Raw genomic sequence first — 13,955 nt, 5'->3', positions numbered from 1 at the left:
CCACTGCTACAGGGGCCAAGCATTACTTGGCCGACTGAACTGCCGCGCCGAGTTTCTTCGCCGCATCGGCCGGGTCGGCTTTCGGGTCGTTGATGTAGTTGGTGACTACGTCAAAGAACGCGCCCTGCACCGCCAGCGTGGTCGCCATGTTGTGCGCCATGCTTGGTTGCAGGCCGCCGGACTTGGCGTCCGCCAGGAAGTCTTTGGCAGCGGTCTGTGCGCAGGAGTCGAAGCCGAGCTTGTCCATGTTGTTCAACATGTCGTTGCGCACCGGGATCGAGCCTTTGTTGATGCTGAAGACTTTCTGGAAGTTCTCACCCAGCACGACTTTGGCGATGTCCTGCTGACCGGCCGCAGTGCCTGCGTCCTTCTGCTTGAACACGGCCAGCGAGTCGATGTTGTAGGTGAACGCCTTGTCGGTGCCCGGGAACGCTACGCACTCGTAGTCCTTGCCGGCGACTTTCTTGGCGGCGGTCCATTCGGACTTGGCCCAGTCACCCATGATCTGCATGCCGGCCTTGCCGTTGATGACCTTGGCCGCTTCGAGGTTCCAGTCCTGGCCTTTGCCGTCCGCGTCCATGTAGGTCGCGACTTTCTTCAGCTCAGTGAGCGCCTTGACCATTTCCGGGCCGGTCAGCGCTTTGTTGTCGAGATCGACCAGGGCTTTCTTGTAGCCATCCACGCCCATGACCGAGAGCACCACGGCTTCGAACACGGTGCTGTCCTGCCAAGGCTGACCGCCGTGAGCGAGCGGAATGAAGCCCGCCGCTTTCAGCTTGTCGCCGGCCGCGTAGAACTCTTCGAGGGTGGTTGGATTCTTGGTGATGCCGGCTTTCTTGAAGACTTCCGGGTTGATCCACAGCCAGTTCACGCGGTGAATGTTCACCGGCACGGCCACGTAATCACCGTCGTACTTCACGGTATCGGAGACTTTCTTGTCGAGCAGGCTGTCCCACTTTTCCGACTTGGCGACGTCTTTCAAAACGTCGGTGTCGAGCAGGCCGGTCGACGCCCATTCCTGGATGTCCGGGCCTTTGATCTGCGCTACGCCTGGCGGGTTGCCGGCAACGGCACGGCTTTTCAGCACGGTCATGGCAGTCGCACCGCCACCACCGGCGACAGCGCCGTCCTTCCAGGTGAAACCGTCTTTTTCGACTTGGGCCTTGAGCACATCGACAGCGGCTTTTTCGCCACCGGAAGTCCACCAGTGCACGACTTCGACCGAACCTTTGGAATCGGCGGCGGAGACACTGAGCGGCAGGATTGCGAGCGGGAACAGGGAGGCGACAGAAATGACAGTAGCGAGGCGAGAAATCGCATTCATTCGAGATGTACCTTTCTTGTTGTTATGCATTGCAAGTCTGGTGCTTGCGCTGCACGGAGTTTAAACAGAGCGTTTCGCTTCGCAGGTAACGAAGGGACGCGTAAATGTCACGACATGGTTACACAGCAACAGGCCGGGACGACTGCGCCAAAGCCGTGGCCATGCTTGGCGCCAGCGGCAATCGTGGAATCAGCACAGCCTGCCAGGCGTGATACAGATCGGGCTTGCCCGGCCAGATATCGGCACTCGGCACATTCTGCGGATTGAGTTCGTGGTACCAGCTGCCGTTGCAGCGGTCGATGAAATTCGTCTCGCAGAACTCCCAGAACAGCCGGTACCAGGTTTCGTATTGCCCGTCGCCGGTGCGTTTGAGCAAGGCACTGGCGGCGGCGCTGGCTTCGGCATGCGTCCAGTGCAGACGATGGCGGACCACGGCTTTGTTGTGCCAGTCGAGGGTGTAGACGATGCCCGGCGCGCCATCGACATTCCAGCCGTGGCGGCAATTGTTTTCGAAGAGTTTTTGCGCATCGACGGCCAGCCAGCCCGGCGTCAGCATGCCGGCCTGCACCCGCGCGGCTTCAAGGTGCAGGAGCAAGCGCGCCCATTCGAAACCGTGGCCCGGCGTGGTGCCGTAAGGACGGAAACCGTCAGCCGGATTGTCGCGGTTGTATTCGCGCAGCGGTTGCCAGTCGCGGTCGAAGTGTTCGATGACCATGTAATCGTTGGCTGCAGCGTGGCCATGGATCACTCGTTCGACGATGCGCTGGGCGCGCACCAGCCAGCGCGGATCTTCGGTGACATCGGCCAGCGCGAGGAATGCTTCGGTCGCGTGCATGTTGCTGTTGGCGCCGCGATAGGCTTCTTCTTCGCTCCAGTCGCGATTGAAGAATTCGCGCATGGCGCCCTCTTCTTCGCTCCAGAAATAAGTGTCGATGATGTCGATTGCGTCATCGAGCAAAGCCTGGGCGCCGGGCCGTTGCGCGACCGCGGCGGAGCTGGCGGCGAGTGCGACAAAGGCGTGCAGATAGGCGTTCTTGCCGGTGTTGTCGTCACGATGCTGGGCAACCGCAAACCAGCCACCGTGCAGCGCATCACGCAGCGGCCCGCGCAACGCGGCGATACCGTGGTCGACCAGTTCGGCAAACCCCGGCAACCCCTGAATGTGCGCCATGGCGAAGCTGTGGGTCATGCGCGCGGTGTTCATGGTTTCGGCTCGTGCGTTCGCCGGCAAACGGCCGCGTTCGTCGAGGTTGCCGAAGCCTTCGGGCAGTCGTGATGCCTTGGCGAAATCCAGCAGACGCAGGCCTTCGGCGGCTAGCCATTGCTGGTGGGCAGGGGCGTTCAGCCAACTGCTGAAGTCTGGGTGAAAGGTGTCCATGGCGTGACCCTTTTTTGTTGTTAGGACTGCGGGCAGTCTAAACAACGGGCCAGGGCGGGCTTGTAACGAAGGGGGCGGGGTTTGTCACTGGCTCGTGACAAAAGAGAAGAGCAAAAGCACCCTCACCCCAACCCTCTCCCGGAGGGAGAGGGGGCCGACCGAGGTGTCTTGCGTCCTCCGTCGACCTGAAAAATATTGGCGATTATGGATTCACCACCGCATTTACAGGTCAGCGCACCTCAGCAGCATCCCCCAATCGGTCCCCTCTCCCTCTGGGAGAGGGCTAGGGTGAGGGGCTTTTCGGGGCTAATCCACAGACCGAGGCAACTGCAACGTCACCCGCAACCCGCCCTCACGCAGGTTCTGCAACGTCACCTCGCCGCCATGGCTATGGGCGATGTTGCGCGCAATGCCCAGTCCCAATCCGTAGCCCTGCTGCTGCCCCGCCAGGCGAAAGTGCGGCTCGAACACTTGCTCCAGCCGCTGCTGCGGCACACCCGGCCCTTCATCGTCGACGTGCAAAACGAACGCGCTGTCATCGTCATCGATGTGCAGATGCGCGTTCTGCCCGTACTTCAAGGCGTTGTCGATCAGGTTGCCGATGCAGCGCTTGAGCGCCAGCGGTTTGCCCGGGTATGCCGACAGCGCGCGGCCGTGCTGAGTGACGCGGCCATTGCCGTTCGGCGCGAGATACGGCTCGACCAGGCAATCGAGGACATGATTGAGATCCACCGGCTCGATGTTCTCGTGGATGTCGGTGTCCTTGACACATTGCAGCGCGCCTTTGACCAGCAACTCCAGCTCATCCAGATCGCGGCCGAACTTGGCTTGCAGCTGTTCGTCCTCGAGCAGTTCGACGCGCAAGCGCAGGCGGGTGATCGGCGTGCGCAGGTCGTGGGAAATCGCGCTGAACAACTGGCTGCGTTCGGTCAGGTAACGGCTGATGCGTTCGCGCATGGTGTTGAACGCCCGGCCAACTTCGACCACTTCACTGCCACCGCCCTCCGCCACTGGCTCGACGTCCGCGCCCAGCGACAGATCCCGCGCTGCCCGCGCCAGACGCTTGAGCGGCCGGCTCTGCCAGTGCACCAGCAGGCCGATGAACAACAACAGAAAGCCGCTGGTGAGGACGATAAACCACACCTGCTGCGCCGGCAGGCCTTGTTCTTCGAGACTGGTATACGGCTCGGGCAGCAACGAGGCGATGTACAGCCATTCGCCCGGGGCCATTTGAATCTGCGTGACCAGCACCGGCGGATTCACCGGTTCAAGCGTCAACGCGTAGTGCGCCCAAGAGCGCGGCAATTCATCAAGTTTCAAACCTGCGTTGAAAATCCGCAGGTCTTCGGGACTGACGAAGGTCACCGAAATATCCGTGTCATGGCCCAGAGACTGGCGCAGCACTTCGTCCACCGCTTGCATCACCGCAGCCTTGCGCGGCGTCACCGGCAGCACGTCCATGCCCAGCGGCTTGTCGTTCAGCGTCACGACAAACCGGGTGCCGCCCATGCTGCGCAACTGATCGAGCACCAGCGGTCGATAGGCCACTGGCAAGGAACGGAAATAGCTGACGCTGGCAGTCATCGAATGCGCCAGGCTGCGGGCACTGGTGACGAGGCCTTCGAGTTGAGTGGCGCGCAACTGCGATACCCAGATCACGCTCGACAGCGTCTGCGCGAACAGCACCGCCAGCAGAGTCAGCAGCAGCATCCGCCCGAGCAGTGAGCGCGGCACCGGTATGCGACTGGCGAATTTGCGCAGCGACTCAGTGAGCATTGCCGGCAACCACATTGGCTGCCAACTGATAGCCGCTGCCGCGCACGGTGCGGATCAACCGTGGCGGTTTTTCGGTGTCGCGCAAGCGTTGGCGCAAACGGCTGACGGCCATGTCGACAATGCGATCGAGCGGCATCAGATCGCGGCCACGGGTGGCGTTGCCGATGGTGTCGCGGTCGAGGATTTGCTGCGGATGATCGAGGAACAGTTTCAGCAGAGCGAAATCGGCGCCGGAAAGGATCACTTCCTCGCCGTCGGTGTGGAACAGCCGATGGCTGACCGTGTCCAGGCGCCAGTCGTCGAAGACCAGCACTTCGCTGCCGCTGCGTTCGTGGGCGAACTGTGCGCGGCGCAGCAGGGCCTTGATCCGAGCTTGCAGTTCGCGCGGGCTGAACGGTTTGCCGAGGTAATCGTCGGCGCCGAGCTCCAGACCGATCACGCGGTCGGCTTCGTCGGAACTGGCAGTCAGCATGATGATTGGCACCTGTGCCTGACGCGGGTGCTGGCGTACCCAACGGCACAGGCTGAAGCCGTCTTCGTCGGGCAGCATGACATCGAGGATCACCAGATCGCTCGGCGCCTCGTTGAGCGCCTGACGAAAACCGGCACCATCGGCGGTGGCCCGCACCTGGAACCCGGCGCGGGTCAGGTAGGTTTCCAGCAACTCGCGTATTTCCTGGTCGTCATCGACCAACAATATCGACTTGTTGACTGAGCTCACTTCGAAGGCATCCTTGTTGTTGGAGTTGGGGCGGATTATGCCTTAAGCATCAAACTAACAGACACTACAGAAACCCTTGTGGGAGCGAGCCTGCTCGCGAATCGGTTTTAACATTCAACAGATCTGTTGACTGACACACCGCTTTCGCGAGCAGGCTCGCTCCCACAATTGGATTGCATTTCAGGTCGGGATTGATTGATCCAGGGCGACGCCGGCGCCGACCAGGCCGGAGTACGGCGCCGTCACCAGCCACACCGGGATGCCTTTGAAGTAATCGCTCATGCAGCCTTTGTCGGCGAAGCAGCGGGCGAAGCCGCTGGCGAGGAAGAAATCGGCGAAGCGTGGAATCACCCCGCCAACGATAAACACCCCGCCGCGCGCGCCGGTGGTGAGCACGTTGTTGCCGGCAACGCGGCCGAGCCAGCAGCAGAATTGCTCGAGCACTTCCAAAGCGATCGGGTCACCGGCAAGGCCAGCGGCGGTGATCGCTTCCGGCGTTTCAAGCGTAGGCTCATGACCATCCACCGCGCAGATCGCCCGGTACAGTCGAGGCAGGCCGCCGCCGCTCAACGCGGTTTCCGCGCTGACATGGCCGATTTCGTTGTAGATGTGTTGCCACAGTTGCGTTTCGCGTGGACTGCTCAGCGGCAGGTCGACGTGGCCGCCCTCGCCCGGCAACGCGGCAAAGCGCCCTTCGCCGAGATCGAGCAAGGTGCCGACACCCAGGCCAGTGCCGGGGCCGATCACCACCGCCGGGCGCAACGGCTCCGGCGTGCCTTCGCAGACCACGCGGAATTCGCCCGGCTGCAAGCGGGTCATGCCCAGCGCCATCGCCGAGAAGTCGTTGGTCAGCAACAACTGCTCGACCTGCAAGGTCTTGCAGAACGCGCTGCGGCTGAGCCGCCAGTGATTGTTGGTGAACTTGAATTCATCGCCACTCACCGGACCTGCCACCGACAGGCACACTGAGCCGATCGAACCCGGCGCCAGGCCGAGCCCACTCAGGTACAGAGCGATTGCCTCTTCCGGGCTGGCAAAGTCGGCCGTGGCCAGCACCTGAACCGATTGCAGTTGCTGGTTTTGCCACAACGCGAACCGCGCGTTGGTGCCTCCGATGTCACCGACCAAAGCCAGTTTCAATTAAGCGTCTCCAGGGCAGAAGTGAAGGCGCTGGCGCCCTGCTCCGCCGAGCTGAAGGCCATGCGCATGAAGCCAAACAGCTCGCGGCCGCTGCCGATGTTGTTGCCCAACAGGCCTTTGGCAGGTTCGCGCGCTGCAAATTCGGCGGCGTCGACCTTCAGTTCCAAGGTGCCTTTGACGCCATCGACGCGGATGATATCGCCCTCTTGCACGCGCGCCAAAGCGCCACCGACATAAGCTTCCGGGCTGACGTGAATCGCCGCCGGGATTTTCCCAGACGCGCCGGACATGCGCCCGTCAGTCACCAATGCCACTTTGAAGCCGCGATCCTGCAGTACGCCGAGGAATGGCGTCATCTTGTGCAGCTCGGGCATGCCGTTGGAGCGCGGCCCTTGAAAGCGCATCACCGCGACAAAATCCTTCTCCAGCAGACCGGCCTTGAATGCGTCCGCCAGATCCTGTTGATCCTGGAAGACCATCGCCGGTGCTTCGACGATCTGGTTCTCCAGCGCAACGGCGGAAACCTTCATCACGCCGCGACCGAGGTTGCCTTCCATCACCCGCAAGCCGCCCTCTTGCGAGAACGCACGGGATACCGGACGCAGGATGTTTTCGTCGAGGCTGTCGGTCGGGCCTTCGCGCCAGACCAGCTCACCGTTATCGAGGAACGGCTCCTTGGTGTACTGGCTCAGGCCATGGCCGAGCACGGTGTTGACGTCTTCATGCAGCAGGCCTGCGCCGAGCAGTTCGCGGATCAGGAACGACATGCCGCCCGCTGCCTGGAAGTGGTTGATGTCGGCTTTGCCGTTCGGGTAGACGTGGCTCAGGGTCGGGACGACTTCGGAGAGGTCGGCCATGTCCTGCCAGGTCAGCTGAATGCCAGCGGCCATGGCGATGGCCGGCATGTGCAGGGTGTGGTTGGTCGAGCCGCCGGTGGCGTGCAGGGCAACGATGGAGTTGACCAGCGCCTTTTCGTCGACGATTTCGCCGATCGGCATGAAGTTGCCGTTCTGCTTGGTCAGGCGCGTGACCTGATGCGCGGCTTCGCGGGTGAGCGCGTCGCGCAGCGGCGTGTTCGGGTTGACGAAAGACGCGCCCGGCAAGTGCAGGCCCATGACTTCCATCAGCAACTGATTGGTGTTGGCGGTGCCGTAGAAGGTGCAGGTGCCCGGGCTGTGGTAGGACTTCATCTCCGATTCCAGCAGCTCTTCGCGGGTCGCCTTGCCTTCGGCGTACTTCTGGCGGACGTCGGCTTTTTCCTTGTTGGAAATCCCCGACACCATCGGCCCGCCCGGTACGAAAATGGTCGGCAGATGACCGAAACGCAGCGAACCCATCATCAGGCCCGGAACGATCTTGTCGCAGATGCCGAGCATCAGCGCGCCGTCAAACATGTTGTGCGACAGCGCCACGGCGGTCGACATGGCGATCACTTCGCGGCTCGGCAGGCTGAGCTCCATGCCCGGCTCACCCTGGGTCACGCCATCGCACATGGCCGGAGTGCCGCCGGCGAACTGGCCGACCGAGCCGATTTCGCGCAGGGCGTTCTTGATCTGTTGGGGGAAAACTTCGTACGGCTGGTGCGCCGAGAGCATGTCGTTATACGAAGACACAATGGCGATGTTCGCCGAGTTCATCATCCGCAGGCTGTGCTTGTCTTCAGTGCCGCAACCGGCCACGCCGTGGGCGAAGTTGGCGCATTGCAGCTTGCCGCGCATCGGGCCATCGGTGGCGGCGCCGCGAATCAATGCAAGGTAAGCCTGACGCGTGGCGCGGCTGCGGGCGATAAGCCGTTCGGTGACCTCAAGAACGCGGGGATGCATGTGTAGAACTCCAGGCTAACGGATGTGGCGACCTGATTGTCTATGCTGATCAAACGCCGTTGTTGTTGGAATGACAGACGGCTTTTTTGACCATTCGGACCAGTTGATTCAGGTCACTCGTTGTAGATAAAACAAAATATTGCCACTAAAAAGGCTTGTTTTCTATTTTTATGCGAATAATCTTGTAATTCCAACAACAAAACGACGGCGGCGCTGTTCCATGACTCTTCGAATCGCAATCAATGGTTTTGGCCGCATCGGCCGTAATGTCCTGCGCGCACTGTATACCCAAGGCTATCGTCAAGACCTGCAGATCGTCGCGATCAACGATCTGGGTGACAGTTCGATCAATGCCCATCTGCTCAAATACGACACCGTCCACGGCACTTTCGACGCCGAAGTGGCGCACGATAACGAAAGCCTGACGGTCAATGGCGACCGCATCGCGGTCAGCGCCATTCGCAACCCGGCCGACCTGCCCTGGGCCGCAGAAAAAATCGACGTGGTGTTCGAATGCACCGGTCTGTTCACCGACCGTGCCAAAGCCGCCGCGCATATCAGCGCCGGCGCCCGCAAGGTGATCATTTCTGCCCCGGCCAAAGGCGCCGACGCCACTGTGGTTTACGGCGTCAACCACGACATTCTGCGTCAGTCGCACCAGATCATTTCCAACGCTTCGTGCACCACCAACTGCCTCGCGCCAGTGGCGCAGGTGCTGCATCGCGAGCTGGGGATCGAAAGCGGCCTGATGACCACCATCCACGCCTACACCAACGACCAGAACCTCACCGACGTCTATCACAGCGACCCGTACCGTGCCCGCTCGGCCACGCAGAACATGATCCCGAGCAAGACCGGCGCAGCCGAAGCGGTAGGCCTGGTGCTGCCGGAACTGGCGGGCAAACTGACCGGCATGGCCGTGCGCGTACCGGTGATCAACGTGTCGCTGGTCGACCTCACCGTGCAACTTAAGAAAGAAGCCAGTGCCGACGAAGTCAACGCCCTGCTGAAAGCGGCGAGCCAGCATTCGAAGATTCTCGGTTACAACACCTTGCCGCTGGTTTCCAGCGACTTCAACCACAACCCGCTGTCGTCGATCTTCGACGCCAACCACACCAAGGTCAGCGGCAAGTTGCTGAAAGTGCTGGCCTGGTACGACAACGAATGGGGCTTCTCCAACCGCATGCTGGATAACTGCCTGGCGTTGTGTAACGCCGAATAATCCCGGCCGGTCCCCAATCCCTGTGGGAGCGAGCCTGCTCGCGAAAGCTGTCTGTCAGTCGATATGGAATTGACTGACACGACGCCTTCGCGAGCAGGCTCGCTCCCACAGGAGATCCGATTTCAATTCGAAATCAGCACTTGACCATTTAGCTGGATGATAAGCATTATCATTCGCTCGAAATGGATCAGGTCCTCCCGTGAGTCAATCGCGCTTCAACCACGTCTTCCTCGCCCAGCGCACTTCCCTGCTGCGCACGCTGGAACGGATGGTCAACAATCACAGCACCGCTGAAGACCTGTTGCAGGAGACCTACCTGCGCGTGACCCGGGCGTTGAGCGAACGGGCCATCGATCACCTTGAACCCTTTGTCTTCCAGACCGCGCGCAATCTGGCGCTGGATCATTTGCGTGCGCGCAAGATTCATGCGCGGACCATGGTCGACGACGTGCCGCAAGATGTCGTGCAGAGCATCGCCGCGCCCGCCAGCAGCGCTGAAGACGCCGCCCACGCCGAACAACTGCTGGAGCGTTTGAACGTGAGCCTCAGCCAACTTAGCCCGCGCCAGCAACAGATCTTCATCCTCAGCCGCCTGCACGGGCACAGTTATCAGGAAATCGCTGATGAACTTAATGTTTCGCTGAGCACCGTGCAGAAAGAACTGAAACTGATCATGTCGATCTGCATCGGTGTTGCCGAACGACATAACGGCAGCGGCAAGCTTTGAGCTGCAAGCTACAAGTAAAAACAAAAAGCGGTAACGCATCCGGCTTGCAGCTTGCAGCTTGAAGCTAGAAACTGCTTCGCCAGAAGCCCTGAGGAACCACCGTGACGGACACCCACCGCTCGCCTTCGCCCGATTCGGCGCGGGACGCTGCAGCTGCAATGGACCAGGCGCTGGACTGGCTCATCGTGCTCGGCAGCCCGGATGAGGAACAGACCCGGCAATTTCATGCCTGGCTGGCGGCTGATTCGTTGAATGCCGAGGCGTTCGCCAAGGCCCAGGCCATCTGGGACGGCCCGCAAGTCGCACTGTGCGCCGAGGCTCTGGCGACAAAACCGGTAAAAATCACCTTCCTCAAACGCTTGCGCCCGCACTGGAAACCGCTGGCCACCGCTGCGGTGCTGATCCTTGGGCTGTTCAGTTTCAGTAACTTGCCGATGCGCATTCAAGCGGATCACCTGACCGTGGTCGGCGAGCGTCAGCGCTTGCAACTGGAAGACGGCTCGAAGGTTTTGCTCAACACCAATTCGGCATTTTCCAGCACCATCAATGACCAGCAGCGTGTGGCCCGTTTGTTTCAGGGCGAGGCGTTTTTCGAGATCGCCAGCGGGCGCAATCAGCCGCTGGAGATCGACGCAGGTCCGGTAACGGCCAGCGTCCACGACACCGCATTCGCCGTGCGCTACCTCGACGGGGTCGCGCAAGTGAATGTGCAACGTGGCGATGTCGATCTGCGCGCCACCCACAACGATGCCCGGGTGCGCCTGCGTGCCGGGGAAAGCATTCGCATCGGCCCCAACGGTTTTGATCGCCCGGCCAAGCTCGACGCCAATGCCGATCTGGCCTGGGTTGAAGGCCGTCTGGTGTTCGAGAACTGCCCGCTGAATCAGGTGCTGGCCGAGCTGCGCCGCTACTACCCGGGCTGGATCATCAACAACAACGAGCACCTGGCCGACGTCGCCGTCACCGGCAATTACCGTCTCGACCAGCCGCTCGACGTGGTCCGCTCCCTCGCTCACATCACCTCGGCGCGCCTGCAGGAATTCCCGGCACTGGTGATCCTGAACTAAATGAGAATTATTTTTACTCGATAGCCAGCGACAGTACGTCTCGTTATAGCCAATGCAATTGATTCGCATCTAACCATGCCGATCAGCACCTATAAAGATTCGTGCGACACGGAGCGCTATCGATGTCCTCACGCCTTACCCGCCAGACTTCCTCCCCTTCCCGCGTGCTGTCGCTGCTGACTGCGGCCATCCTCATGGCTGGCACCGCACCGCTGCTCGCCGCCGCCGAGCAACCGACACGCAACATGGGCGATTACGCCTTCGCCATCGGCCAGCAACCGCTGGTTTCGGCACTGAATGCCTTTACCGCCGTGACCGGTTGGCAGGTCGGCTTGCCGGCCGAGTTGGGGCAGAACGTCTCGTCGCCGGGCGTGCGCGGTTCGCTGCCGCCGGAGAAAGCCCTCGAACGCCTGTTGGTGGGGACCAACCTGAGCTTTCGCAAACTGAGCAACAACAATGTCGTGCTGGAAAAACGCAACAGCAGCGGCACGCTCAATCTCGATCAGGTGACCATCAGCGCCACTCGCCAGGAACAGTCGGTCAACAGCGTGCCCTCGACCGTCAGCGTGCAGGAGCGCCAAGCGCTTGACCGCAACAACGTCAACACCATCAAGGATCTGGTGCGCTACGAACCGGGCGTTTCCGTTGGCGGTGCCGGCCAGCGCGGCGGCATCAGCGGCTACAACATTCGCGGTATCGACGGCGACCGCATCCTGACTCAAGTCGATGGCGTGGAAATCCCCAACGGCTTCTTCAACGGCCCCTACGCCAAAAGCCAGCGCAACTACGTCGACCCGGAAATCGTCAAGCGTGTGGAAATTCTGCGCGGCCCGGCCTCGGTGCTGTACGGCAGCAACGCCATCGGCGGCGCGGTCAGTTACTACACGCTGGACGCCGACGACATCATCAAACCGGGCAAGGACGTCGGCGCGCGTCTGAAAAGCGGTTACAGCTCCGCCGACGACAGCTGGCTGAAATCCGCCACCGTCGCTGGCCGCAGTGGTGAGTTCGACGGTCTGCTGCATTACAGCCAACGCGACGGTCATGAAACCGAATCCTTTGGCAGCCACAACGGCACCGGTCTGGAACGCACCGCCGCCAACCCGGAAGACGTGCGCGCAACCAACGTTCTGGCCAAGCTCGGCTGGAATTACAACGACGATTCGCGTCTGGGCCTGACCTACGAAAAGTACAAGGACGATCGCGACACCGACCAGAAAAGTGCCTACGGCGGCCCGTACTTCAATGGCGCGCCGACCATTCCGAGCAGCGTCCTGCCCGGCGGCATGTACCAGTGGCGCACCGGTAACGACACCATCACCCGCGAGCGTTTCGGCATCGAACACGCGTTCGCCCTCGGCAGCCTGCTGGTCGATAACGTCAAGTGGAGCCTCAATCACCAGATCGCCAAGACCGACCAGAGCACCGAAGAGTTGTACTACCCGATCACCCGTAAAGTGCAGCGTACCCGCGACACGCTCTACGAAGAAAAACAGTGGGTGTTCGACGCGCAACTGGACAAGGCTTTCGCCATCGGTGACACCGATCACCTGCTGACTTACGGCACCACGATCAAACAGCAGAAAGTCACCGGCTCGCGCAGCGGCGACGGCACGTGTGTGGCCGTCGGTCGCGGCTGCACGGCGATTGGCGCGACGAGTCCGGCAGATGTGCTGGCCAAGGCCACTGATTTCCCCGATCCGACCATCAACACCTACAGCCTGTTTGCTCAGGATCAGATCAGCTGGAACGACTGGACCTTCCTGCCGGGCCTGCGCTACGACTACACCCAGCTCAAGCCGCACATCACTGAAGAGTTCCTCAACACCGTGAACGCCGACGGCCAGGGCACGGTCAGCGACAAGAACAAGACCTGGCACAAGGTGTCGCCGAAATTCGGCCTGACCTATGCACTGACGGACAACTACACCTGGTACGGCCAGTACGCCGAAGGCTTCCGCACGCCCACGGCAAAATCGCTGTACGGGCGTTTCGAGAACAATACGACCGGCTACACCGTAGCGCCCAACTCCGACCTCGAGCCGGAAAAGAGCAAAGGCTTCGAAACCGGCCTGCGCGGGAATTTCGAGCAGGGTTCGTTCGACGTCGCGGTGTTCTATAACAAGTACCGCGACTTCATCAACGAGGACGCGGTCAAGCCGGGCGACGATCAGTTGACCTTCCAGAGCAACAACATCAAGCGCGCCACCATCAAGGGTGCGGAAGTCAAAGGTCGCTTGAACCTGGATGCGTTCGGCGCGCCGCAAGGCCTGTATACCCAAGGCTCGATCGCCTACGCCTACGGTCGCAACAACGACAGCGGCGAGCCGATCAACAGCGTCAATCCGCTCACCGGCGTGTTCGGTCTCGGTTACGACCAGGACAACTATGGCGGTTTGCTGAGCTGGACCGTGGTGAAGAAAAAGGACCGCGTCGACGACAACAACTTCAAGTCGCCGGACGGCGTCAGCAGTCAGTTCAAGACCCCAGGCTTCGGCATTCTCGATCTGGCCGGCTATTACAAGGTGACCGACGACGTCACCGTCAGCGGCGGCGTCTACAACCTGACCGACAAGAAATACTGGCTATGGGATGACGTGCGCGGTTACGACAGCGTCGGCGAAGCCTCGGTGACGCAACCGGCCAACCTCGATCGGCTGACCCAGCCGGGACGCAACTTCGCGATCAACCTGATCTGGGACATCTGATCCGGCCGGCCTCACTGCGCGTGTTCTCGCCGCGCAGTGAGGTTTTTTTTACTGTCCGGCGCCCGCCCG

10 protein-coding genes are annotated in these 13,955 nt (G+C 61.2%); 4 read left to right on the top strand and 6 right to left on the bottom strand.

Features of this window, described 5'->3' with window-relative positions; genetic code table 11:
• Window positions 1-22 precede the first annotated feature (22 nt).
• The 6 genes from ACV8MC_RS13230 to edd form a co-directional block, all read right to left on the bottom strand.
• Window positions 23-1,324 carry an ABC transporter substrate-binding protein gene (locus ACV8MC_RS13230; RefSeq protein ID WP_024014061.1) on the bottom strand — a complete coding sequence of 434 codons (1,302 nt, stop codon included), beginning with the start codon at window positions 1,322-1,324 and terminating at the stop codon, window positions 23-25.
• 118 nt (window positions 1,325-1,442) lie between these two features.
• Window positions 1,443-2,702, bottom strand: coding sequence for a D-mannose isomerase (locus ACV8MC_RS13225; protein ID WP_457262276.1), 1,260 nt, complete (start codon window positions 2,700-2,702; stop codon window positions 1,443-1,445).
• Between the two features lie 306 nt (window positions 2,703-3,008).
• Window positions 3,009-4,478 (bottom strand): ATP-binding protein, encoded by a 1,470-nt coding sequence (locus ACV8MC_RS13220; RefSeq protein WP_056787959.1) that lies wholly within the window; start codon window positions 4,476-4,478, stop codon window positions 3,009-3,011.
• Window positions 4,468-5,199 carry a response regulator gene (locus ACV8MC_RS13215; RefSeq protein WP_016773529.1) on the bottom strand — a complete coding sequence of 244 codons (732 nt, stop codon included), beginning with the start codon at window positions 5,197-5,199 and terminating at the stop codon, window positions 4,468-4,470. Before ACV8MC_RS13215 ends, ACV8MC_RS13220 begins: the two co-directional genes overlap by 11 nt.
• Window positions 5,200-5,379: 180 nt before the next feature.
• Window positions 5,380-6,339 (bottom strand): glucokinase, encoded by a 960-nt coding sequence (locus ACV8MC_RS13210; protein ID WP_056787957.1) that lies wholly within the window; start codon window positions 6,337-6,339, stop codon window positions 5,380-5,382.
• Window positions 6,336-8,162, bottom strand: coding sequence for a phosphogluconate dehydratase (edd, locus tag ACV8MC_RS13205; RefSeq protein ID WP_016773527.1), 1,827 nt, complete (start codon window positions 8,160-8,162; stop codon window positions 6,336-6,338). The genes ACV8MC_RS13210 and edd overlap by 4 nt, the downstream gene beginning before the upstream one ends.
• Before the next feature lie 220 nt (window positions 8,163-8,382).
• Between edd and gap the strand changes: the two genes are divergently transcribed.
• The 4 genes from gap (at window position 8,383) to ACV8MC_RS13185 (ending at window position 13,886) form a co-directional block, all read left to right on the top strand.
• The gene (gap, locus tag ACV8MC_RS13200) at window positions 8,383-9,384 is read left to right on the top strand and encodes a type I glyceraldehyde-3-phosphate dehydrogenase (protein ID WP_016773526.1); all 1,002 of its coding nucleotides are present in this window, start codon (window positions 8,383-8,385) and stop codon (window positions 9,382-9,384) included.
• Window positions 9,385-9,583: 199 nt separating this feature from the next.
• Window positions 9,584-10,111: an RNA polymerase sigma factor gene (locus ACV8MC_RS13195; protein WP_095181483.1), complete on the top strand. Its 528-nt coding sequence runs from the start codon at window positions 9,584-9,586 to the stop codon at window positions 10,109-10,111.
• A gap of 101 nt (window positions 10,112-10,212) precedes the next feature.
• Entirely contained in the window at window positions 10,213-11,178 is a 966-nt protein-coding gene (locus ACV8MC_RS13190) for a FecR family protein (RefSeq protein ID WP_457262275.1), read from the top strand.
• 122 nt (window positions 11,179-11,300) lie between these two features.
• Window positions 11,301-13,886, top strand: a complete 2,586-nt coding sequence (locus tag ACV8MC_RS13185) for a TonB-dependent receptor (protein ID WP_457262274.1) — start codon at window positions 11,301-11,303, stop codon at window positions 13,884-13,886.
• Window positions 13,887-13,955 lie beyond the last annotated feature (69 nt).

The sequence above is a fragment of the Pseudomonas sp. PK-RTE-24 genome (assembly GCF_054052265.1).
Note: the sequence above shows the minus strand (reverse complement) of the source record. Positions and strands in the feature narration are given on the sequence as shown.

Excerpts from the sequence above, each read along its gene's own strand:
- ACV8MC_RS13220 (WP_056787959.1), bottom strand. The coding sequence starts at position 4,478 with ATGCTCACTGAGTCGCTGCGCAAATTCGCCAGTCGCATACCGGTGCCG.
- edd (WP_016773527.1), bottom strand. The coding sequence starts at position 8,162 with ATGCATCCCCGCGTTCTTGAGGTCACCGAACGGCTTATCGCCCGCAGC.
- ACV8MC_RS13230 (WP_024014061.1), bottom strand. The coding sequence starts at position 1,324 with ATGAATGCGATTTCTCGCCTCGCTACTGTCATTTCTGTCGCCTCCCTG.
- gap (WP_016773526.1), top strand. The coding sequence starts at position 8,383 with ATGACTCTTCGAATCGCAATCAATGGTTTTGGCCGCATCGGCCGTAAT.
- ACV8MC_RS13185 (WP_457262274.1), top strand. The coding sequence starts at position 11,301 with ATGTCCTCACGCCTTACCCGCCAGACTTCCTCCCCTTCCCGCGTGCTG.
- ACV8MC_RS13225 (WP_457262276.1), bottom strand. The coding sequence starts at position 2,702 with ATGGACACCTTTCACCCAGACTTCAGCAGTTGGCTGAACGCCCCTGCC.